At 64.0% G+C, this 20,443-nt stretch carries 22 protein-coding genes; 9 read left to right on the top strand and 13 right to left on the bottom strand.

What is annotated here, in order from left to right; genetic code table 11:
* Positions 1-137: 137 nt before the first annotated feature.
* The 5 genes from RFM40_RS06095 (at position 138) to RFM40_RS06075 (ending at position 4,497) form a co-directional block, all read left to right on the top strand.
* The gene (locus RFM40_RS06095; RefSeq protein WP_320227867.1) at positions 138-905 is read left to right on the top strand and encodes an SDR family NAD(P)-dependent oxidoreductase; all 768 of its coding nucleotides are present in this window, start codon (positions 138-140) and stop codon (positions 903-905) included.
* Positions 902-1,837 carry a 2-dehydro-3-deoxygalactonokinase gene (locus RFM40_RS06090; RefSeq protein WP_320227866.1) on the top strand — a complete coding sequence of 312 codons (936 nt, stop codon included), beginning with the start codon at positions 902-904 and terminating at the stop codon, positions 1,835-1,837. Before RFM40_RS06095 ends, RFM40_RS06090 begins: the two co-directional genes overlap by 4 nt.
* Positions 1,834-2,472 carry a 2-dehydro-3-deoxy-6-phosphogalactonate aldolase gene (locus tag RFM40_RS06085; RefSeq protein WP_320227865.1) on the top strand — a complete coding sequence of 213 codons (639 nt, stop codon included), beginning with the start codon at positions 1,834-1,836 and terminating at the stop codon, positions 2,470-2,472. Before RFM40_RS06090 ends, RFM40_RS06085 begins: the two co-directional genes overlap by 4 nt.
* A complete protein-coding gene (locus tag RFM40_RS06080) occupies positions 2,472-3,344 on the top strand; it encodes an SMP-30/gluconolactonase/LRE family protein (protein ID WP_430691645.1) in 873 nt (290 codons plus the stop codon). Before RFM40_RS06085 ends, RFM40_RS06080 begins: the two co-directional genes overlap by 1 nt.
* 94 nt (positions 3,345-3,438) lie before the next feature.
* Positions 3,439-4,497, top strand: a complete 1,059-nt coding sequence (locus RFM40_RS06075) for a D-alanine--D-alanine ligase family protein (protein WP_320227863.1) — start codon at positions 3,439-3,441, stop codon at positions 4,495-4,497.
* Between the two features lie 387 nt (positions 4,498-4,884).
* On the opposite strand, the gene RFM40_RS06070 is transcribed toward RFM40_RS06075, so the two are convergent.
* The 6 genes from RFM40_RS06070 to dnaK all read right to left on the bottom strand — a co-directional run bounded on the left by RFM40_RS06070 (position 4,885) and on the right by dnaK (position 10,602).
* Positions 4,885-5,172, bottom strand: a complete 288-nt coding sequence (locus RFM40_RS06070; RefSeq protein ID WP_292342251.1) for a DUF1330 domain-containing protein — start codon at positions 5,170-5,172, stop codon at positions 4,885-4,887.
* 33 nt (positions 5,173-5,205) lie between these two features.
* The gene (pyrF, locus tag RFM40_RS06065; protein ID WP_430691646.1) at positions 5,206-5,904 is read right to left on the bottom strand and encodes an orotidine-5'-phosphate decarboxylase; all 699 of its coding nucleotides are present in this window, start codon (positions 5,902-5,904) and stop codon (positions 5,206-5,208) included.
* Positions 5,905-5,936: 32 nt separating this feature from the next.
* A complete protein-coding gene (locus RFM40_RS06060; protein ID WP_320227861.1) occupies positions 5,937-6,533 on the bottom strand; it encodes an NADPH-dependent FMN reductase in 597 nt (198 codons plus the stop codon).
* A gap of 108 nt (positions 6,534-6,641) precedes the next feature.
* The gene (pmtA, locus tag RFM40_RS06055; RefSeq protein WP_320277311.1) at positions 6,642-7,244 is read right to left on the bottom strand and encodes a phospholipid N-methyltransferase PmtA; all 603 of its coding nucleotides are present in this window, start codon (positions 7,242-7,244) and stop codon (positions 6,642-6,644) included.
* Positions 7,245-7,356: 112 nt separating this feature from the next.
* Positions 7,357-8,487, bottom strand: coding sequence for a molecular chaperone DnaJ (dnaJ, locus tag RFM40_RS06050; RefSeq protein WP_320218090.1), 1,131 nt, complete (start codon positions 8,485-8,487; stop codon positions 7,357-7,359).
* A 198-nt stretch (positions 8,488-8,685) separates the two neighbouring features.
* The gene (dnaK, locus tag RFM40_RS06045; protein WP_320277310.1) at positions 8,686-10,602 is read right to left on the bottom strand and encodes a molecular chaperone DnaK; all 1,917 of its coding nucleotides are present in this window, start codon (positions 10,600-10,602) and stop codon (positions 8,686-8,688) included.
* Between the two features lie 486 nt (positions 10,603-11,088).
* Here dnaK and RFM40_RS06040 point away from each other — a divergent pair, with 486 nt between their 5' ends.
* Positions 11,089-11,709, top strand: a complete 621-nt coding sequence (locus tag RFM40_RS06040) for a L,D-transpeptidase (RefSeq protein WP_320227859.1) — start codon at positions 11,089-11,091, stop codon at positions 11,707-11,709.
* A gap of 69 nt (positions 11,710-11,778) precedes the next feature.
* Here the strand turns inward: RFM40_RS06040 and RFM40_RS06035 are convergent, their stop codons facing one another.
* The 5 genes from RFM40_RS06035 to RFM40_RS06015 form a co-directional block, all read right to left on the bottom strand.
* Entirely contained in the window at positions 11,779-12,573 is a 795-nt protein-coding gene (locus RFM40_RS06035; protein ID WP_320227858.1) for an inositol monophosphatase family protein, read from the bottom strand.
* A 175-nt stretch (positions 12,574-12,748) separates the two neighbouring features.
* Positions 12,749-13,747 carry an LLM class flavin-dependent oxidoreductase gene (locus RFM40_RS06030; RefSeq protein WP_320227857.1) on the bottom strand — a complete coding sequence of 333 codons (999 nt, stop codon included), beginning with the start codon at positions 13,745-13,747 and terminating at the stop codon, positions 12,749-12,751.
* 4 nt (positions 13,748-13,751) lie between these two features.
* Positions 13,752-14,609, bottom strand: a complete 858-nt coding sequence (locus RFM40_RS06025) for an arylamine N-acetyltransferase family protein (RefSeq protein WP_320227856.1) — start codon at positions 14,607-14,609, stop codon at positions 13,752-13,754.
* An 89-nt stretch (positions 14,610-14,698) separates the two neighbouring features.
* Positions 14,699-15,865 (bottom strand): AI-2E family transporter, encoded by a 1,167-nt coding sequence (locus tag RFM40_RS06020; RefSeq protein ID WP_320227855.1) that lies wholly within the window; start codon positions 15,863-15,865, stop codon positions 14,699-14,701.
* 165 nt (positions 15,866-16,030) lie between these two features.
* A complete protein-coding gene (locus RFM40_RS06015) occupies positions 16,031-17,089 on the bottom strand; it encodes an LLM class flavin-dependent oxidoreductase (protein ID WP_320227854.1) in 1,059 nt (352 codons plus the stop codon).
* Positions 17,090-17,315: 226 nt separating this feature from the next.
* On the opposite strand from RFM40_RS06015, the gene RFM40_RS06010 reads away from it, so the two are divergent.
* Entirely contained in the window at positions 17,316-17,744 is a 429-nt protein-coding gene (locus RFM40_RS06010; protein ID WP_320218098.1) for a DUF6481 family protein, read from the top strand.
* A gap of 143 nt (positions 17,745-17,887) precedes the next feature.
* Here the strand turns inward: RFM40_RS06010 and sugE are convergent, their stop codons facing one another.
* Positions 17,888-18,202: a quaternary ammonium compound efflux SMR transporter SugE gene (gene sugE, locus RFM40_RS06005; protein WP_320227853.1), complete on the bottom strand. Its 315-nt coding sequence runs from the start codon at positions 18,200-18,202 to the stop codon at positions 17,888-17,890.
* Positions 18,203-18,400: 198 nt separating this feature from the next.
* A complete protein-coding gene (locus tag RFM40_RS06000; protein WP_082953831.1) occupies positions 18,401-18,526 on the bottom strand; it encodes a hypothetical protein in 126 nt (41 codons plus the stop codon).
* A gap of 361 nt (positions 18,527-18,887) precedes the next feature.
* Here RFM40_RS06000 and RFM40_RS05995 point away from each other — a divergent pair, with 361 nt between their 5' ends.
* Both RFM40_RS05995 and RFM40_RS05990 read left to right on the top strand, forming a co-directional pair.
* Complete coding sequence (locus tag RFM40_RS05995) at positions 18,888-19,847, top strand: cation diffusion facilitator family transporter (RefSeq protein WP_320227852.1); 960 nt, start codon at positions 18,888-18,890, stop codon at positions 19,845-19,847.
* 34 nt (positions 19,848-19,881) lie between these two features.
* On the top strand, positions 19,882-20,286 hold the full coding sequence (locus RFM40_RS05990; RefSeq protein ID WP_320227851.1) for a GFA family protein: 405 nt from the start codon (positions 19,882-19,884) through the stop codon (positions 20,284-20,286).
* Positions 20,287-20,443 lie beyond the last annotated feature (157 nt).

Raw genomic sequence — 20,443 nt, 5'->3', positions numbered from 1 at the left:
ATCCTGAACGGCCTGGCCTGCTCCGGCAGGGGGCGCGCGCTCATTTTGTCAGACATAAGCCTCGGAAACCGTGTTTTGGCCCTTGCCCCTAGGGCCGGCGTGGCTAGGATGCGCGCCGGCCAAAGGGAGAAGAAATCATGATGCCATCGGCGCGTTTCGCCGACCTCGACGGCGCTTCGGTGCTGATCACCGGCGGCGGTTCCGGCATCGGCGCGGCGCTGACCGAGGGCTTCATGCGGCAGGGCGCCAGGGTCGCCTTCATCGACATCGCCGACAAGCCCAGCACGGCGCTCGCCGACCGCCTCGAAAAAGAGCTTGGCCGGCGCCCGCTCTACCTCAAGACCGACCTGCGCGACGTCGAGGCGCTGCGCGCCGCTGCGGCCAGGGCGACGCAGGCGCATGGCGATGTCACTACGCTCGTCAACAATGCCGCGCTCGATGAGCGCCACGAGGTGAAGGACGTCACGGTCGAGTTCTGGGACAACAACCTTGCCATCAACCTGCGGCCGCATTTCTTCACTGCTCAGGCGGTGGCGCCGGGCATGAAGCGCGCCGGCGGCGGCTCGATCATCAACTTCACCTCGACCTCCTATCTCATCAACCATCCGGACATGCCGGCCTATACCGCCGCCAAGGCCGGCATACTCGGCCTCACCAAGGGCCTTGCCGGCAAGCTCGGCGCCGACGGCATCCGCGTCAACGCGATCGCGCCGGGCTGGGTGATCACCGAGCGGCAGCGCGAGCTGTGGGTCACCGAAGAAGCGCTCGCTGCCCATGTCGCCAAGCAATGCATCAGGCAAGTCATGCAGCCCGACGACATCGTCGGCACGGTGCTGTTCCTGGCGTCTGACGCCTCGCGCATGTTGACGGCGCAGATGCTGATCGTCGATGGAGGCGTGCTGTGAGCGGCGCGCCTGCGGTCGCCGCGCTGGACTGGGGCACGACCAGGCTGAGGGCCTGGTTGCTCGACAGCGAGGGCCACGTGCTGGCCGAGCGGCGCGGTGACGACGGCCTGATCACCGCGCGCGAAAAAGGCTTTGCCAAGGTGCTGGAAGGCCACCTCGCCGCCATGGGCGCGCCGGAGGCCTTGCCCGTCATCATCTGCGGGATGGCCGGCTCGCGCCAGGGCTGGATCGAGGCGCCCTATGTCACCGTGCCGGCGCCGATCGGCGCCATCCTTGCCGGTGCCGCCCGCATCGAGAGCGAGCGCCGCGACATCCGCATCGTGCCCGGCCTCGCCCAGCGCCTGGCCGACGCGCCGGATGTCATGCGCGGCGAGGAAACGCAGCTCGCCGGCGCCGGTTTGCCGGCAAAGGGCCGCCACCTCGTCTGCATGCCGGGCACGCATTCGAAATGGGTCGCGGTCGAGGACGGCGCGGTCGCCGGCTTTGGCACCTGGCCGACGGGCGAGTTGTTTTCGGTGCTCGCCGCGCATTCGATCCTGAAACATTCGCTGGGCGAACATCCGGCTCCCGTCGACGCGGATAATCCCTTCTTCCGTCAATGGTGCGAGCGGGCCCTGGGGGAGGGCGGCGATGTGACCTCGAAACTATTCGCGATCCGCGCCGCCGGGCTGCTGCAGGACCTGAAATCCGACGATGCCGCGGCTTGCCTGTCCGGGCTCTTGATCGGCGGCGAGATCGCTTCGGCCAAGCGCCGCTATGGCGCAAGCGAAGCGCCGGTGGTGCTGATCGCTTCCGGTGCGCTGGCCGCGCTTTACGGTGCCGCCCTCGGCTTCGCCGGCCTTGCCTTTCGCATCGTCGACGCCGATGAAGCGGTGCGCGCCGGCCTTGTCGAGGCCGCGCGCGAGAACGGCATGATCGGAGGTGGAGCGTGACGCAGACAGCACCCTTTCCCAAACTGAAACGCGGGTTGGTAGCCATCTTGCGTGGTCTCAAGCCGACCGAGGCGATCTCAATAGGTCAGGCGATCTTCGACGCCGGCATCGAGGCGATCGAGGTGCCGCTCAATTCGCCGGAACCTTTTTCGTCGATCGCCAGCATCGTCGAAGCCCTCCCCAAGACCGCGTTGGTCGGCGCCGGCACGGTGCTGACGGCCGCTGATGTCGACGAATTGCACAAGGCCGGCGGCCGGCTGCTGGTCAGCCCCAACATCGATGTCGAGGTCATGGGTCGCGCCATGCACCTCGGCATGGTGACGATGCCCGGCGTGTTCACCCCGACCGAGGCCTTCCAGGCGATAAAGCTTGGCGCCTCGGCGCTAAAATTCTTTCCGGCGAGCGTGCTCGGCGCTGCCGGCATTTCGGCGATCCGCGCGGTGCTTCCGGCGACGACATTGATCGGCGCCGTCGGCGGCGTTTCCGACAAGGATTTTGCCGGCTACAAGGCGGCCGGCGTCAGCGTCTTCGGTCTGGGATCAAGTCTCTACAAGCCGGGCGCCAGCGTCGAGGACGTGGCGCGGCGCGCCCGCGCTGCGGTCGCCGCCTGGGATGAGGCTTTCGGAGGAGCATGATGGATAGCGTTTCGATCTTCAGCGACCAGATCTGCGAGCTCGGCGAGGGCCCAAGCTACGACCCCGGCACCGATGCCCTGTTCTGGTTCGACATCGTCAACGGCAAGCTCCTGGAAAAGCGGCTCGCCGGCGTGCTGAAGGTGCACGACCTCGGCCTGATGGCCAGCGCCATCGCAATCATCGACGATGCCCGCCAGCTCATCGCCACCGAAAAAGGCCTCTATGTCCGCGATGTCGCGACCGGCAAGCTGGCGCTGCACACGCCGATCGAGGCCGACAACCCTTTGACCCGCTCCAACGATTCCCGTGTCCATCCCTGCGGCGCCTTCTGGACCGGCACGATGGGCAAGGACGAGGGGAAGGGCGCCGGCGCGATCTACTGGTTCTTCAAGGGCGAGCTTCGCCGGCTGTTTGCTGACATCACCGTCTCCAACTCGATCTGCTTTTCCGAGGACGGGGCGATCGCCTATTACACCGACACCGCGACCGGGCTTTTGATGCGCGTCGCCTGCGATCCGGCGACTGGTCTGCCCGTTGGCGAACCAAAAGTGTTCATCGACCATCGCTCGTCCAAGGGTTATGTCGATGGCTCGGTCGTCGACAGCGAGGGCGTGCTGTGGAACGCCGTCTGGGGCGGCAAGGCGGTGAAGGCCTATTCGCCGGACGGCGCGCTGCTGCGCGAAATCGCGATGCCCGTGACGCAGCCGTCCTGCCCCGCCTTTGTCGGCCGGAAAGCCGACCGCATCGCGGTGACGTCGGCCTGGAAGGGCAAGGACGAGAAGCAGCGCGCGCTCGACCCGCAGGCGGGCATGACCTTCCTGCTCGACTTGTCCGTCAAGGGGCGCTTGGAGCCGCGCGTGCTGATCGCCTGAGCGGCTTGCGGATTATCGCCTGGCACGGTCGGTTTCCCGCAAGCCGATTGCAGCGGCCATGCGATGGTAGCGCCTGATTTCGCTGGGAGTTTCCATGCCGCGCAACAGGCCGACGCTGATCCTTGTCCATGAGCCGGAGAAGGCCTGCTTCGACCGGCTCGTCGCCGATGGCTACCCGACTGAGCGCGCCATCGAAATCTCGTCCTATCTGGCGCAGTCGACCGATCTCGCGCCTGAGTTCGACCAGCTCGCCGCCGCTTGCGAAAAGCGTGGCCTCGCTTTCATGGCCGTCGAGCTGGACGACGCCGCGACTGTGTTGGCAAAGGCCGATCCGGCCAGCACCCTGGTCTGGACGCTGACGGATGGCATCGCCTATTTCCGCGGTGGCGCGGCGCCCGCACTGGCGCGGTTGAACGGGCTGAAGATGATCGGCGCCGACGATTCCCTGTTCGCGCTCTGCCAGGACAAGTTCCGCGCCGGCGCCGTGCTTGGCTCACTCGGCCTGCCGATGCCGCCGGCCGGACTGGCACGTAATGGCGAATGGCTGGTCGAGCCGCCGGCCTCGCCCGCCGGCTGGTTCGTCAAGCCCAACCGGCTTGGCGCCAAGATCGGTATCTGGCCGGAGTCTCGCTGCCATGATCTTGAGCACGCGCTGGAGCTTAGCCGGCGTGTCTTTGCCGGCTATCGCGACGATGTCGTCGTCCAGCCCTATGTCGCCGGCCGCAATGTGCGGGCAAGCTTCCTCGGCTTGAAGCCCGGGACCGGCGTCGAGGCGCTCGGCATCGCCTTTGTCGAGTCCGGCGGCGATTTCCAGACCATGGCCGACTCGATGGCGCTCTATGGCGATACCGGTCAGGCCGCCAAGGATGCCGGAAACTACGCCGAACCCGAGCTCGGGCCGGTCGCCGCCAGCCAGCCGGCGGCCGATCGGGCGATCCGCACTGTGGCGCAAAAGCTGGTCACCGGGCTTGGCCTGAAGGACGTCTTCTCCGTCGATCTCAGGGTCGAGGCCGACGACACGATCCACCTCATCGAATTCGAAGTCTGCCCCGGCCTGCCCTGCTTCGATTTCCGCGACTATTGCCGCAGGCAATGGGGCATGAGCCTCGCCGACGCGATGGCCGAGACGGCTGCCAATAGGCTGACGTCGTGACCTTCATGATGGGCTGAGACCTAAAAGCGCGTCGCGATCTTTCAGATTCGCTCCATGCGCTTTAGGTTTTTGATTTCAATCATGTCTTTGTCCCGAAACCGGTTCCCACTTTCGGGAGACATGCTTTAACAACTTCGTCATTCCAGGGTGGAGCAAGGAGCGAAGCGACGCGCGCAGACCTTGGAATCCATGCCGTTACCGGTGCCGTGAAGTGCAGCGGAGCAGAATTCTGGACCGTAGCGGCGCGTTGAAGTCAGGCATGGATCCTCGGGTCTGCGCTGCGTCGCTACGCTCCTTGCTCCGCCCGTGGATGGCGACAAGATGGGCGTTTCGGCTCCAACGTGCCAACGCAGCAACAGCCGACCCGCCAACCCCTGCGCCGACGACCTAAATCCCCTCGACCAGCACGATCTCGCCGTCGGCAACCTTCTGGCGGATGGCGACGGCGCGCTGATATTCCGGCGAGTGGTAGCAATCATGCGCGGCGGCAAACGATTCGAATTCGATGATCACGTTGCGCGCGCGTCCAGGACCTTCGGCCTTCTCGTGCTCGCCGCCGCGCGCCAGGAATTTCACGCCGAAACGGTCGAAGGCGAGCTTGGCGGCGGCGACATAATCCTTGTAGCCCTCCGGGTCGCGCACATCGACGCGGGCAATCCAATATCCCTTTGGCATTCTTTCCCCTGTTCTGTTCGTCCGCGGACCGGTCTATGCCGAGCACATTTCGGCCAGGATCGCCTCGGCCGCCGCGCGCCGGTCCGGCGCGGCGACGATTGGCCGGCCGACGACGAGGTGGCTGGAGCCGTTGCGGGTCGCTTGCGCCGGCGTCACCACACGCTTCTGGTCGCCATGCTCGCTGCCTGCCGGGCGGATGCCGGGGGTCACAACGGCCATGTCGGGTCCGACGATCCGGCGCACCGCTTCAGCCTCCTCGGCGGAACAGACAATGCCGCCCATGCCGGCATGCAGCGCCTGTTCGGAGCGCCTCAGCACCAGCGTGTGCGGATCGTATTCATAGCCGGCGTCGATCATGTCCTGCTCGTCCATCGAGGTCAGCACGCTGACCGCCAGCAGGCAAAGCTCGCTGCCCTTGGCGGCGTCCACGGCGGCCTGCATCGCCTTCGGATAGGAATGGATGGTGAGCATCGACACCCCCATCCTGACGATGTTCTCGACACCCTTGGCCACCGTGTTGTCGATGTCGAGCAGCTTCATGTCGAGGAAGACCTTGGTGCCGCCGCTGGCGAGCTCGCGCGCGAAATCGAGCCCGCCGGCGAAGGCGAGCTGGTAGCCGATCTTGTAGAAGGAGACGGCGCCCTCGAGCTCGCGAACCGCCTTCTCGGCGTCCTTCAGCGTCGGCACGTCGAGGCCGACGATCAGCCTCTCTTGCATGGACTTGGCGCGCATGGTGTCGGCCTGGATCGAGCTGCCGGGGTGCATCAGGCCTCGATCCGCACGGACAGCATGCGCGAGGTTTCGATCAGTGTACGGCATAGACGCTCCATCGATTGGCGTAATCTTTCGTCCCTGAAATTCCCATCCTCGTCAAAGGCATTGCTGCCCTCCGGCACCGAGCACTCCGGTGTCACCACCTCCATCTGGCATCGCACCAGCACGGCGCGCAGATGATTGATGCAGCGTATCCCGGCGAAGTGGCCTTTGGAAGATGAGCAGAGGCCGGCGACCTTGCCGGCAAGCGGCCTGAAGCTGCGGGCGCCGTCATGGCGCGCCAGGCTCACCCAGTCGATCGCATTCTTCAGCAGCGGCGGCAGCGAGCCGTTGTATTCGGGGGTCGCTATCAGCACGCCGTCATGGGTAGCGATCAGCCAGCCAAGCTTCATGGCGTTTTCGGGAATGCCCCTTTCCTTCTGCAAGTCCTCGTCCACGATCGGCAGCGGATAGTCGCCGAGCGAGATGCGGGTCACCTCGGCACCTTGCAGGGCAAGCTCCTTCTGCGCCGCATCGGCCGTCTTGCCGCTGAAGGCGCCGCTCCGCACCGAGCCGGCGAAGACAAGAATTCTTGGGACTATTGCCATTGGCTTGCTTCGCTAAGGGAGTGGGGGAGTAGGGCAGTAGGGCAGTAGGGATAGCGCAGAAACTGAACCGTTCATCCCTATTCCCCTACTGCCTTACTCCCCTACTCCCTATTTTTCGCGCCGGTAGATCCACAGCTGCGTTGGCGGGATGTTGCGGATGATGAAGTCGAAATGCTTGACCGTGTAGTCGCCGCGGCCGGGCGGGATCGGCGACATCGGGCCGTAGGTCAGCTGCACGATCGGCCGGCCGGCGGGGATGCGGTCGAGCAGGCTTTCGATATAGGCGATGCGCTGGGCGACCGGGAAGTTGAGCAGCGGCACGCCGGAGACGACCGAATCGAACACCATGTCGCGCTTGTCGCCGAGCGTGGCGTTGAGATTGAAGGCGTCGCCCTCGATGACGTTGACGCGCGGATAGAGCCGGCGCAGATGGCGCACGAAGTCGGTCGAGTATTCGACCGCGTAGAGGTTTTCCGGCTTCACGCCCTGGGCCAGGATAGCGCGAGTGATGACGCCGGTGCCGGGTCCGACCTCCAGCACCGGCAGGCCCGATTTCGGGTTGACGATCGAGGCCATCTTGCGGGCGGTGACGGAGCTGGTTGGAACGATCGAGCCGACCGCTTTCGGCTTGTCGATCCAGCCTTTGAAGAACTTCAGCTCGTCGTCGAATTTTTCCGCCAGCGCTTTGCGCAACCCGGGACCACGTGCCATGCGAGCTCTCCTCAATGCTCCCCGACCGCTACTTAGCAGCTAGGTGGAACAAGGCAAGGCGTCAAGCTGGCATAAGGTGTTGATGAGGCTCGGGAATGTTGCCGGATAAAGATCAGCTTTCGCCGAACGACTCGAAAAAGTCCTTCATGCGGGCGAAGAAGCCGCTCGACTGGGGCGAATTGTCCTTCGAGGAGAGCTGCTCGAACTCTTCCAAAAGCTCGCGCTGCCGGCGCGACAGGTTCTGCGGCGTCTCGACCGCCGTCTGGATGTAGAGGTCGCCGACATTGGGCTGCCGCAACACCGGCATGCCCTTGCCCTTCAGCCGGAACTGGCGGCCGTTCTGGGTGCCTTCCGGCACCTTCACCTTGGTCTGTGTGCCGTCGAGCGTGGTGACCTCGAACGAGCCGCCAAGGGCGGCAGTCGTCATCGAGATCGGCACCTTGCAATAGAGGTCGGCGCCGTCGCGCTGGAAGAATTCGTGCGGCTTGACCGCGAGGAAGATGTAGAGGTCGCCCGAGGGACCGCCGCGCAGGCCGGCCTCGCCCTCGTTGGCAAGCCGGATGCGGGTGCCGTCCTCGATGCCGGCGGGAATGTTGACCGACAGCGAACGCTCCTCGGTGACGCGGCCCTGGCCGGCGCATTTCGGGCAGGGGTCCTTGATCGTCTGGCCGCGGCCCTGGCATTGCGGGCAGGTGCGCTCGATCGAGAAGAAGCCTTGCGTGGCGCGTACCTTGCCGTGGCCGTGGCACATGGCGCAGGTGACCGGCTGCGTGCCGGGCTTTGCGCCGCTGCCGGAGCATTCCGAGCAGGCAATGGAGGCCGGCACGCGGATCTGCGCCGTCTTGCCGGAGAATGCCTCCTCGAGCGAGATCTCCATGTTGTAGCGCAGGTCCGCCCCGCGCTCGCGGCCGCCCGAAGAGCGGCGCTGGCGGCCGCCCATCATGTCGCCGAAAATGTCTTCGAAAATGTCGGCGAAGCCGCCGGCGCCAAAGCCGTGCGCCGCGCCGTTCATGCCGCCCTGCTCGAAGGCGGCATGGCCGAAGCGGTCATAGGCGGCGCGCTTCTGCGGGTCCTTCAGCGTCTCGTAGGCTTCGTTGATTTCCTTGAACTTGTGCTCGCAGGCATGGTCGCCGGGGTTGCGGTCGGGATGGAACTGCATGGCGAGCTTGCGGAAAGCGCTCTTGAGTTCCTTGTCGTCGGCGCCTTTTTGCACGCCCAGCGTTTCGTAGAAATCAGCTTTCATTTTTTCCCGCAGTCCGGATGCTCAATGTCTTCAAGCATTGTTGCGTCGTCGCCGGCACGTTGTTCGATTTAGGAGCGATGTTGCCCGGATACTAGTAGCGAGCCGGTCTGCTCCGTGTTTTTCCGTCATTTTTTCGCTCGGGGTGCAAAAAAGCCCGGCTTTGCGCCGGGCTTTTCGCTTTATTTGCCGTCAGCCGGCTCAGGCCGACTTCTTCTTGTCGTCGTCCTCGTCGATTTCCTCGAAGTCGGCGTCGACCACGTCCGAATCCTTGGCGGCGTCCGCCTTGGCGTCGGCTTCGGCGGCTTCCTTCTGCGAGGCCTCGTACATGGCCTGGCCAAGCTTCATCGAAGCTTCGGCCAGCGACTGCGACTTGGCCTCGATGTCGGCCGCGTCATCGCCCTCGGCGGCAGCCTTCAGCGCCGCAATCGCGTCGGCGATCGCGGTGCGGTCGGCCTCCGAGACCTTGTCGCCATAGTCCTTCAGCGACTTCTCGGACGAATGCACCAGCGATTCGGCCTGGTTGCGGGCCTCGACCAGGGCGCGGCGCCTCTTGTCGGCGTCGGCATTGGCCTCGGCGTCCTTCACCATCTTCTCGATGTCGGCGTCGGACAGGCCGCCGGACGCCTGGATGCGGATCTGATGCTCCTTGCCGGTGCCCTTGTCCTTGGCCGAGACGTTGACGATGCCGTTGGCGTCGATGTCGAAGGTGACCTCGATCTGCGGCACGCCGCGCGGAGCCGGCGGGATGCCGACCAGGTCGAACTGGCCAAGCATCTTGTTGTCGGCCGCCATCTCGCGCTCGCCCTGGAAGACGCGGATCGTCACCGCCGACTGCGAGTCCTCGGCGGTCGAGAATACCTGGCTCTTCTTGGTCGGGATCGTGGTGTTGCGCTCGATCAGCCTGGTGAACACGCCGCCCAGCGTCTCGATGCCGAGCGAAAGCGGCGTCACGTCGAGCAGCAGCACGTCCTTGACGTCGCCCTGCAGCACGCCGGCCTGGATGGCGGCGCCGAGCGCCACGACCTCGTCCGGGTTGACGCCCTTGTGCGGGTCCTTGCCGAAGAACTGCTTCACGATCTCCTGGATCTTGGGCATGCGGGTCATGCCGCCGACCAGGACCACTTCGTCGATCTCGCCCGCCTTCAGGCCGGCATCCTTGAGCGCCGCCTTGCAGGGGTCGATGGTACGCTGCACGAGATCCTCGACCAGGCTCTCGAACTTCGCCCGGGTGAGCTTCATCGTCAGATGCTTCGGCCCGGTGGCGTCGGCGGTGATGAAGGGCAGGTTGATTTCGGTCTGCGTCGTCGACGACAGCTCGATCTTGGCCTTTTCGGCCGCTTCCTTCAGGCGCTGGAGCGCAAGCTTGTCGGCCTTGAGGTCGATGCCCTGCTCCTTCTTGAACTCGGCCGCCAAGTACTCGACCAGGCGCATGTCGAAGTCCTCGCCGCCGAGGAAGGTATCGCCGTTGGTCGACTTCACCTCGAAGACGCCGTCGCCGATCTCGAGCACCGAAATGTCGAAGGTGCCGCCGCCAAGGTCATAGACGGCGATGGTCTTGCCGTCCTTCTTCTCGAGGCCGTAGGCAAGTGCCGCGGCCGTCGGCTCGTTGATGATGCGCAGCACTTCGAGGCCGGCGATCTTGCCGGCGTCCTTGGTCGCCTGGCGCTGGGCGTCGTTGAAATAGGCCGGAACGGTGATGACCGCCTTCTCGACTTTCTCGCCGAGATAGGCTTCCGCCGTTTCCTTCATCTTCTGCAGGATCATGGCCGAGATCTGGCTGGGCGACAGCTTCTTGCCGCCGGCCTCGACCCAGGCATCGCCATTGTCGCCCTTGACGATCTTGTAGGGGACAAGCTTCTTGTCCTTCTCCGTCACCGGATCGTCATAGCGGCGGCCGATCAGGCGCTTGACCGCGAAGATGGTGTTTTCAGGATTGGTGACCGCCTGGCGCTTGGCCGGCTGGCCGACGAGGCGTTCGCCGTCGCTGTTGATGGCGACGATGGAAGGGGTCGTACGCGCGCCTTCCGCATTCTCGATAACCTTGGGCTCCTTGCCGTCCATGATGGCGATGCAGGAGTTGGTGGTTCCGAGGTCGATACCGATTACTTTTGCCATTGTTCTGGTCTCTCCGCTAAGCAGGCTCTCAGGACCCTGATAAGGCGTTCCGACGAAAGCCCCTGTTCACAAGAAATTCCGCCACGGTCCCCGGTTTTTCAAGGCCGGACGGTTGGCGCGTATATAAGAACAGGCGGCACGGGGCGCAAGCATCCTGCGCAAGGTGGCTGCTGTCTGGCAAGGGCTCGGGAAACGAACAGGGCCGCCATATGCCGAGGTCGATCCGGATTTGCCCTATCTCATTGTGAAGACGGGATTTTTCCTGAGCGAGACATCGCCAGCATGCGCCAGTCGCGTATCGGGCGGGGAAGAGCTTTGCCCTGGGGGCGTGACTTTGGGTCGCGAATAAGTCTGAAAACAATCTTTTCCGCCACGTGGCCGACAATCAGCCGGCGGGGAAGATGGAACGCTTGGCAATCGAGGCAGCCGGGACTACGAATAGGGCAAGATGCGGCAGATCGTCGGCACGAGCGCCGGCTTAAAGTCATGCGCGCGAAATCGATCCTGATCGGGTTACTTGCCGGGATGGTCGCATTCTCCGGCTGCACCACCGGCGGTGCATTGCGGACTTCTCCTCTGGCCTATGGCGGCCTTACCGACGCCGGTTTCCGCGTTCCGCCGGTTCCGATCTACAAGGTCGACCAAAAGTTCCATCGGCAGACCGTGCCTTATGCGACCGACGAGGCGCCCGGCACCATCATTGTCGATACAGGAGCGAAATTCCTCTACTACGTGCTGGGAGACGGTCAGGCGCTGCGCTACGGCATCGGCGTCGGCAAGGCGGGCTTCGAGTGGCATGGCACCGCTCACGTCGCGAGGAAGCGCGAATGGCCGGATTGGACCGCGCCGTCCCAGATGATCGTGCGCGAGCGCAATCGAGGCCACATCATACCCGCCCATATGGAAGCCGGGCTCATGAACCCGCTCGGGGCGCGGGCGCTCTATCTCTTCAACGAGAAAGGTGACACCGGATATCGCCTGCATGGCAGCCCTGAATGGTGGTCCATCGGCAAGGCCGTGTCGGCGGGCTGCATCCGCCTCATGAACCAGGACATCATCGATCTCTACGACCGCGCCGATATCGGCACTAAGGTGATCGTCTTATAGACGCCTCCGGTTCCGTTTACCGTGGCCTCGTTTCGCCGCGACGCCGATTTATTTTGTAATGCCGAGGGACTAGTCTCCGAACGCTTCTGCGCAAAGCGCGCGCAGCTTCGGGAAGATGTTGTTCCCGCCAGCGATCACCAGCGTTCCTTCCTGCAGCACTGTCCTCGGGTCAGGCTTGAGCACCGTCCCGCCCGCCTCTTCGACCAGAAGCATGCCGGCCAAGCAGTCCCAGGCATTCATGTGCTCCTCGACATAGCCGAGCAGCCGGCCTGCGGCCGCATAGGCGAGCATCAGGGCGCCGGACGCGTTGCGGTAGAAGACGCCGCCTTCCGCCATGATCATGCTGACCAGAACAGCGACATGTTCGGTCGACGCGCGGTTCGAAAGTCCGGTTCCGACCGAGCCTTCAGAAAGTGCTTTGGCGCCGCTCGCCCTGATCGGCCGGCCGTCGACGAAGGCGCCGCCGCCAAGGCGGCCATGGAAAGTCTCGCCGGTCGAAGCCTCGTGGATGACCCCGACTATCGTTTCGCCGTCCCTGGCGCACGCGATCACCACGCACCAGGCGGGAATGCCGCGCACGAAATTGGCGGTGCCGTCGATCGGGTCGATCACCCAGACATAGCTGGTCTTGCCGGTCGCCGGCGCATGCTCCTCGCCGACAATGCCGTCGTCCGGATAGGCTGCCGTTATCGCCGCACGGACGAAAAGCTCCACCTCGCGATCGACATCGGAGACAAGATCCTGATGGCCTTTGATCTCGATGGTCAGGTTTTCGACATCGCGAAAATATTTCAGTCCAAGCTCTCCCGCGCGCCGCGCAAGGTCGATGGCGAAATGCATGCGCTGGTCGAGATTATCGGTCACGGGGAGGCTCGCGCTTGAGGAAGGGGACCTGCCCTTAAAGCAATTCCAGGAAAAGTGTGAAACGGTTTTCCGTCCGGAATTGCGTAAAAACAAATAGCTAGGGGGGTTCGGCGTTTCGGTGAAACGATGAACCGCTCTAGCAGACGAGTATGTCAGGCAAAAGCCATCGGGTTGGTCAGGCCGCTTGCGATATCGACTTGTGGGCGTCGGAAAGAATCTCGAACGAGCGCACCCGCGCCGGGTGGTCGAACATCTGGGCGGTGACCATCAATTCGTCGGCGCCGGTGCGCCGCACGAATGCGTCGATGCCCTGGCGGACCGTCTCGGGCGAACCGACGACGGCGCAGGACAGCGCCTGGGCAAGCATGGACTTGGCGACCGGATCGAGATCGCGGTCATAGTTCTCGACCGGCGGCGGCAATTGCCCGGGCCGGCCGCTGCGCAGGTTGACGAAAGCCTGCTGCAGCGAGGTGAACAGCAGCTTCGCCTCGGCGTCCGTGGGGGCTGCGAAGACATTGAGGCCGAGCATCACATAGGGCTTGTCGAGCTGGGCCGAAGGCTGGAAGCGCGTGCGGTAGACCTCCAGCGCGTGGTCGAGCTCGGCCGGCGCGAAATGCGAGGCGAAAGCATAGGGAAGGCCGAGCATTGCGGCGAGCTGCGCGCCGTAGAGGCTGGAGCCCAGGATCCAGACCGGCACTTCCTGGCCTTCGCCCGGCACCGCGCGGATGCGATGCCCTTCCTCGGCCGGCTGGAAATAGCCCATCAGCTCGACGACATCCTGAGGGAAGTTGTCGCTGGCCTCCAGATTGCGGCGGAGCGCCCGCGCCGTCATCATGTCGGTGCCTGGCGCGCGGCCGAGGCCGAGGTCGATGCGGCCCGGAAAAAGCGCGTTGAGCGTGCCGAACTGCTCGGCAATCACCAGCGGCGCGTGGTTGGGCAGCATGATGCCGCCGGCGCCGACCCGGATCGTCTTCGTGCCGCCGGCGACATGGGCGATGACAACGGAAGCCGCGGCGCTGGCGATGCCCGGCATGTTGTGATGCTCGGCGAGCCAGTAGCGCTTGTAGCCCAGCCGCTCGGCATGGCGGGCAAGGTCGAGTGAATTGGCGAGCGACTGCGAGGCGGTGCTGCCTTGGATGATCGGCGACAGGTCGAGAACCGAAAGGGCGGTCATTTGATCAGGTCTCCACGATGTTCTTCTGCCGCAGCCTCGCCTCGAAGGCGGCGCGGTCGGGAATGACGATGGCGAGCTGGCTCTCCAGCACGTCGGCGAGCTCGGTGGCCGACGCGATCTCCCGCTGCTCGCTACGACCGCCAAGATGATGGATCGACAAGCGGTTGTTGCGCAGCGCGTAGCGCCGGTCGGGCAGGGCGCGCGCGGCAACCAATGTGGAAAGAAAATGCGAGCTCGGATGTGTCGACAGGAAATGGCTGCTCACAGAATAATCGACCGCGTAGGCCTGCTGCATGTCGAATCGGTAGAGGGTGCGCCAATCGCCGCTGATGTTGGCGCCACCGATATTGGCGCCACCGATATTAACCTGCAGGCGAAAATGATCGCCGGTCTCGTCGATACGGAACGCCTCGTGCGGTGTCTGCTGCTCGAGATCCGGCTCCAGCAGCAGCGGCGCCGTCAGTGTCAGGCCGCCGAAGCCGACATCGGCGATATGGGTTTTTCCATCGAGCTCGATACGCAGCAGCATGTGGCTGCGCGGCGTGATGGCGTCGTCCGGCTGGCCCCACAGCACGCGGGCGGCGAGCCCGCTGACACTGAAACCCAGCGCTCCAAGCGCATGCATGAAGATCAGATTGTGCTCGAAGCAATAGCCGCCGCGGCCGTGTTTGAAGACCTTGTCCTGCAGCGACACCGGATCGAGCCCGACCGAAACGCCCATCAAGGCATCGATGTTCTCGAACGGGATCGCTTGCGGATGTTGCCGGTGCAGCGCCTTCAGCGTTGCCAGCGAAGCATCCATAGGGCCGCGATAGCCAATGCGCGCGAAATAGGCATCGATATCGAAGGAAGCGTCGGTCATGAGGGGCAGGTCCGGCTTGACCGGTCCGATATAGGCACTCGTCGCCGATGCGGCAAACAAGGGCCGAGTTTGAGGATTGGGCCAGAACGTCATGCGGCGTTGTGGTTGTTCTCGGTCGGCTCGTCTTCGACAACGATGGCCTGCTGGGCCGCTAGGAAATTGCCGACATGGCTGAAGCCCTCGAAATGGTCGCAGAACACTTTGATGACCACCAGCAGCGGCACCGCCATCAGCGCGCCGATAAAGCCCCATAGCCATGACCAGAAGGCGATGGCAATGAAGATTGCCACCGCATTGATCTCCAGTCTTCGGCCGACCATGACCGGCGTCACGAATTGGCCCTCGATAATGTCGCACAGCAGCACAAAGCTGGGTGCCAGCAGCGCGTAGGAGATGCTGTCGAAGCTGATCAGCGCGATCACGGTGACCAGCAGAAGGGTGATCAGCGCGCCGACATAGGGCAGGAAATTGAGCAGTGCCGCCGCCGCGCCCCAGACCAGCGGGTTCGGCATGCCGAGCCCCCACAGGCCCAGCCCGATCACCGTGCCGAGGCCGGCATTGATGAGCGTGACGGTGAGCAGGTAATGCGAGATCTCGCGCTCGACGTCATAGACGACGCGCAGCGCCCGCTTCTTCTGGCTGAGGCTGGTGAAGGACTGGACGATCTTCTCGTAGAACAAGGTGCCTGAGGCAAGCAGGAACAGCGACAGCACGAAGACGATGGTGATGCTGGTGCCTGCCCCTAGGATGTTGCTGGCCGCGGCGGACAGGATGCCGGACGGCGCCACCGCGACCCTTTGCACGCCCGGTTCCTGCGTAGTCTCGGTCAGCGCCCCGAGCTGGCGCGAGACATCCGCCATCATCTCGAGCGGACGCTTGAATGGCGCAAGCCTTTCTGTGAGCTGCTGGCCGATCGAGTAGCTGTTGTTGACAAGGTTGATGACCGGCCCGCTCAGCAGATAACCGGCGCTGACGAAGATAAATATGGAGAGCAACACCAGTAACGTCGCCGAGACCACCTCCGGTATGCCGCGCTTGCGCAGGAAGCGCACGATCGGCGTCAGCGTCAGCGCCAGCAGGAAGGCCAGGATCACCGGCATGAAGAAGGCACGCGCAAAATAGAGCGCGGCAACCGTCATCAGGATGAAAATGCCGATTAGCATAGATCGCATCAGCCGCAATTCGGCGCGCACGCCAGCACGCGGATCGGGGCTTTCGGCAATACTCGCGCCCGACGCGGTCGTTTCGGCTTTCATCGGTTCCCCTCGCAGTCGTCGAGGAAAACGTGCGCGCCGCGCCAAGGTTCCGTTGGAGCAATTCCAGGAAAAGTGGGAACGGTTTTCCGTCCGAATCGCATTAAAACAAAGAGATAGAGGGGGGCTAGCCGGCGGGGATGAACGGATCCTGTCGGACTGGTATCGTCAGGCTACCGGCGCCGGTGTGGGCGCGGCCGTCGCCGTTTCCTTGCGCACGATCGGCGCCACCCTGGTGCCGTAAAGCTCGATCGCCTTCATGATCTTGGCATGCGGCATGGTGCCGATCGCCATCTGCAGCAGGAAGCGGTCGTTGCCGAATATCTTGTGCTGGGCGACGATCTTTTCCGCCACCTGCTCGGGATTGCCGACGAACAAGGCACCGCCGGGACCTCGCGCGTGGTCGAAATGTGCCCGCGAGGTCGGGCCCCAGCCGCGCTCGCGGCCGATGCGGTTCATCACCTCGGCCTGGGGCTCGTAGAAGTCGTCGGCCGCCGCCTCGGTGGTCTCGGCGATGAAGCCGTGCACGTTGAGGCTGGTGGCAAGCGTGGCGAGATCGTTGCCGGCGCGCTTTGCCGCCTCGCGGTAAATATCGAACAGCGGCGCGAAGCGGGCCGGCTCGCCGCCGATGATAGCAAGCGCCAGCGGCAGGCCGAGCACGCCGGCCCGTGCCGCCGATTGCGGCGTGCCGCCAATCGCAATCCAGATCGGCAGCTTTTCCTGGAATGGCCGCGGATAGACGCCGCGGCCGTTGATCGGCGCGCGGAGCTTGCCTTGCCACGTCACCTTCACCTGGTCGCGAATAGCAAGCAGGAGGTCGAGCTTCTCGGCGAAGAGCTCGTCATAGTCCTCAAGGTTGTAGCCGAACAGAGGGAAGGATTCGATGAAGGAGCCGCGCCCGGCCATGATCTCGGCGCGGCCGTTGGACAGAAGGTCGAGCGTCGCGAACTGCTGGAAGACCCGCACCGGATCGTCGGAGGAAAGCACGGTGACCGCGCTGGTGAGCTTGATGCGCTTCGTCCGTTCGGCAGCCGCGGCAAGAGCGACCACCGGCGCCGAGGCCGCATAGTCGGGACGATGATGTTCGCCGAGGCCGAACACGTCGAGACCGACCTGGTCGGCCAGCTCGATCTCCTCGATCAGGTTGCGCAGCCGTTCATGCGGTCCGATGGCGCCGGGGCCGGGTTCCGGGCTGACATCCGCGAAAGTGTAGAGTCCGAGTTCCATGTCGATTGCATCCTGATGCCCTGTTTGGGCGTTGTTTATCGACGCTAGAGGTAGCGATCGGCCCGGCCAGCCGCCAGAGGCGCGATTTGTGAACAGTGCATCGCTCCGTGCGACGTATCCCTGCGGCAACAGCGCAGATTTTCATGGCTGGCATACCGTTTTGGCGCTTGAACTCGTCGCTTTCGCGCGTATGTAAGCGTCGCGAATTGACTGCAGGGAAGTGGATTTGGCTATCTACAGGGAAAAAGACATATTCGAGCGGCGCAATGCCGCGAACGAGGCAAAGAAGGCGCTCCTGGAGCGTTTCAAGGCAAAGCCGGCGGCGGATGATCCCGCGGTGCTGGCGCGTCAGGCGGAGCGCAAGGCGATCCTCGAGGCCCGTGCGATCCGCGAGGCCGAGAAGGCCAGGCTGAAGCAGGAAAAGCTGGCGCGCGAAGCGGCCGAGAAGGCCGAGCGCGAGGCCGCGGCCGAAGCGGCTCGTCGTGCAGCCGAAGAGGCGGCGGCGGCCGAGGCGAAGATCCGCGAAGCCGAGGAGAATGAGCGCATCGCCCGTCTGCTCGCCGACGAGGCAGAGCGCAAGGCCAAGCGCGACGCGCGCTACGCTGCCCGCAAGGCGCGCGTTGGCCGTACGCCGCCGGGTTTCTCCGCCCGCTGACATAGGTTCGTTCGAAGATGCTTCAGGGTCGCCATCGGCGGCCCTGAAGGCGTTTGTCCTGACCACTGGAGCAATTCCAGGAAAAGTGTGTAGCGGTTTTCCGCCCGGAAATGCGCGAAAACGATCTACCTGGCCTGGGTTTGTCACGCGACGAGCTTCAGCCCGACGATGCCGCAGACGATCAGGCCGATGCAGGAGAGCCGGACCGCTGTCGCCGGCTCGCCGAGCAGCCAGATGCCGAGCAAGGCGGTGCCGACGGTGCCGATGCCGGTCCATACCGCATAGGCCGTGCCGACCGGCAATTCCTTCAATGCCAGACCGAGCAGGCCAAGGCTGACGATCATCGAGGCGATTGAGAGCGCGGTCGGCAGCGGTTTCGAGAAACCCTCGGTGTATTTGAGACCGATCGCCCAGCCGATCTCGAACAGGCCGGCGAAGAAAAGAAAAATCCAGGACATCGCAGCCGCTCCGTCATTCCAGCATCGGTCATCCGATGCTCGAGGTGGCGGGTCGTCCCGGCCGGTTTTTCGGGGAAGCGAGGTCGTCCTCGCCGCGTTGATATAGGTAGCCCGGCCCCCCGATCAACAAGGTACCGGCAGCATTCGGCATGCCGCCGGTTCAAATCCGCATCGAGACGGATAGAGCGCGCTGGCGGTCTACTTCTCTTTGATGCGCATCGCCTTGACCGGCGGCGCCTTCGGAGCCGGGGCCGCGGCTGGTTTCTTCGCGTCCTTCTTCGGCTTGCGGGGTTCCTTGCCCGCCTTCATCGCACCTTTAGCCATGATTCGCTCCTCCGATTGTGGGCAGCCCAAGTGAAACAAGAGAAACGCCCGACCGCAAGAGGCCGCTTGCCGCTTCGAAAGCCGGCTTCCCCGATGTCAACCGCTTTCCCTGATTCGGCGGGCATCGAACAGGTTTCGAGCGCCGGCGACCGATGTCCGTCAGTACCCGTGAACCTCGCAACGGCTGGCGCATTGTCTGTAGAGCTTCGGCCGGCGTGTCGTTAAGCTAATGCATGTCGCCCAGAAGTGTGCAGCGGTTCTGGGGCAACGACATGCATCAAAACAAAGACTTAAAGCGCGTCGCCTGAATCCGTTTCAACGCGACGCGCTTTAAGGCACTCTGAAGAGGATCTGGAAGCGGATGGCAGGGCATAGCGGCTCGAAAAGGGTGATCTATGCTGCGCTCGCCGGCAATCTCGCGATCGCGCTCACCAAGTTCGCCGCTGCGCTCTTCACCGGTTCCTCCGCCATGCTGTCGGAAGGCGTGCATTCGCTGGTCGATACCGGCAACGGCGGGCTTCTGCTTCACGGCATGCGCCGTGCAGCGCGCCCGCCCGACCGCACGCATCCGCTCGGGCACGGGCGCGAGCTCTATTTCTGGAGTTTTATCGTCGCCCTTCTGGTCTTCGCGCTGGGCGCCGGGGTTTCCTTCTACGAGGGCGTCATCCACATCATGGCCCCCGTGCCGGTCCTCAACGCCAGGGTCAACTACATCGTGCTCGGCCTGTCTTTCCTGTTCGAAGGCAGCTCCTGGCTGGTGGCGCTGAAGGAGTTTCGGGGACAGAAAGGCCGGGAGGGCTGGTTCGAGGCGGTGCGGCTCAGCAAGGATCCGAGCGTCTACACGGTACTTTTCGAGGACAGCGCGGCACTGCTCGGCCTCACCGTTGCCTTCGCGGGTATCCTCGCATCCGAGCTGCTGGAAATTCCCGAGCTCGATGGCGTCGGCTCCATAGGCATCGCTATCATCCTCGGCGCGACCGCGATCTTCCTGGCGCGCGAGAGCAAGGGCCTGCTTATGGGCGAGCCCGCTTCTGTCGAAGTGGAGCGCAAGGTGCTGGCGATCGCCGAGCAGGATCCCGCAGTGCAGCGGGCGAATGGCATATTGAGCGTCCATATCGGCCCCGAGGAAATCGTAGCGGGCCTCAGCATCGAGTTCGAGGATCATCTCACCGCGCCCGAGATCGAGGCCTGCGTTGAGCGTCTGGAGGCACGACTGAAAAAGGAAATGCCCGAAATCACCAGGCTGTTCGTCAAGCCGCAGGCGACTGGCACATGGGAGCGCAGGCGTAAGGCTATCGCCGAGGTCTCCGAAGAGGATTAGGTTTGAACGAAACCATCTTTTAGGGAGTAAGCCGATGAGAATCGACGGCGGGTGCCATTGCGGCGCCATCACCTATGAGGCGGAGGTCGATCCCGAAAAGACCTCGATCTGCCACTGCACGGATTGCCAGAAACTCACCGGCACGGCTTTTCGCGTCACCGTGCGGGTGCCGGAGGAAGATTATCGCATCACCAAGGGCACGCCCAAGGTCTACATCAAGACCGGGTCGAGCGGCGCCAAGCGGGCGCAGGCCTTTTGCGGCGATTGCGGTTCGCATCTTTATGTCACGTCCGTCGGCGACGGGCCGAAGGTCTATGGCATCCGGACCGGCACGGCGCGCCAGCGCGACCAGCTGGTGCCGAGGACGCAGTACTGGCATCGCTCGGCGCTGCACTGGCTGCCGGAATTCGAAGGCACCAGGATCGTCGAGGAGCAGTAATCAGTCAGGCGGGGCTGCCTCAGACCTTGGCGATTAGCCGAAGCCCGCTGTCCGTTCGTCATCCTCGGGCTTGACCCGAGGATCCATGCCATGACCTTTGCCGTGGAACGCGACGGATCAGAATTCTTCACCGTTGCGGCACTTCGCAGTCGCGGCA

It is taken from the genome of Mesorhizobium captivum, assembly GCF_033977165.1.
Taxonomy (GTDB): domain Bacteria; phylum Pseudomonadota; class Alphaproteobacteria; order Rhizobiales; family Rhizobiaceae; genus Mesorhizobium; species Mesorhizobium captivum.
Note: the sequence above shows the minus strand (reverse complement) of the source record. Positions and strands in the feature narration are given on the sequence as shown.

Bases quoted from the DNA above. Each gene is read 5' to 3' on its own strand.
- RFM40_RS05995 (WP_320227852.1), top strand. From the start codon at position 18,888: ATGGCAGGGCATAGCGGCTCGAAAAGGGTGATCTATGCTGCGCTCGCC.
- dnaJ (WP_320218090.1), bottom strand. From the start codon at position 8,487: ATGAAAGCTGATTTCTACGAAACGCTGGGCGTGCAAAAAGGCGCCGAC.
- RFM40_RS06060 (WP_320227861.1), bottom strand. From the start codon at position 6,533: ATGGCAATAGTCCCAAGAATTCTTGTCTTCGCCGGCTCGGTGCGGAGC.
- RFM40_RS06020 (WP_320227855.1), bottom strand. From the start codon at position 15,865: ATGAAAGCCGAAACGACCGCGTCGGGCGCGAGTATTGCCGAAAGCCCC.
- RFM40_RS06000 (WP_082953831.1), bottom strand. From the start codon at position 18,526: ATGGCTAAAGGTGCGATGAAGGCGGGCAAGGAACCCCGCAAGCCGAAG.
- RFM40_RS06075 (WP_320227863.1), top strand. From the start codon at position 3,439: ATGCCGCGCAACAGGCCGACGCTGATCCTTGTCCATGAGCCGGAGAAG.
- RFM40_RS06070 (WP_292342251.1), bottom strand. From the start codon at position 5,172: ATGCCAAAGGGATATTGGATTGCCCGCGTCGATGTGCGCGACCCGGAG.
- dnaK (WP_320277310.1), bottom strand. From the start codon at position 10,602: ATGGCAAAAGTAATCGGTATCGACCTCGGAACCACCAACTCCTGCATC.
- pyrF (WP_430691646.1), bottom strand. From the start codon at position 5,904: ATGCGCGCCAAGTCCATGCAAGAGAGGCTGATCGTCGGCCTCGACGTG.
- RFM40_RS06080 (WP_430691645.1), top strand. From the start codon at position 2,472: ATGGATAGCGTTTCGATCTTCAGCGACCAGATCTGCGAGCTCGGCGAG.
- RFM40_RS06030 (WP_320227857.1), bottom strand. From the start codon at position 13,747: ATGACCGCCCTTTCGGTTCTCGACCTGTCGCCGATCATCCAAGGCAGC.
- pmtA (WP_320277311.1), bottom strand. From the start codon at position 7,244: ATGGCACGTGGTCCCGGGTTGCGCAAAGCGCTGGCGGAAAAATTCGAC.
- RFM40_RS05990 (WP_320227851.1), top strand. From the start codon at position 19,882: ATGAGAATCGACGGCGGGTGCCATTGCGGCGCCATCACCTATGAGGCG.
- RFM40_RS06095 (WP_320227867.1), top strand. From the start codon at position 138: ATGATGCCATCGGCGCGTTTCGCCGACCTCGACGGCGCTTCGGTGCTG.
- sugE (WP_320227853.1), bottom strand. From the start codon at position 18,202: ATGTCCTGGATTTTTCTTTTCTTCGCCGGCCTGTTCGAGATCGGCTGG.
- RFM40_RS06025 (WP_320227856.1), bottom strand. From the start codon at position 14,609: ATGACCGACGCTTCCTTCGATATCGATGCCTATTTCGCGCGCATTGGC.
- RFM40_RS06040 (WP_320227859.1), top strand. From the start codon at position 11,089: ATGCGCGCGAAATCGATCCTGATCGGGTTACTTGCCGGGATGGTCGCA.
- RFM40_RS06015 (WP_320227854.1), bottom strand. From the start codon at position 17,089: ATGGAACTCGGACTCTACACTTTCGCGGATGTCAGCCCGGAACCCGGC.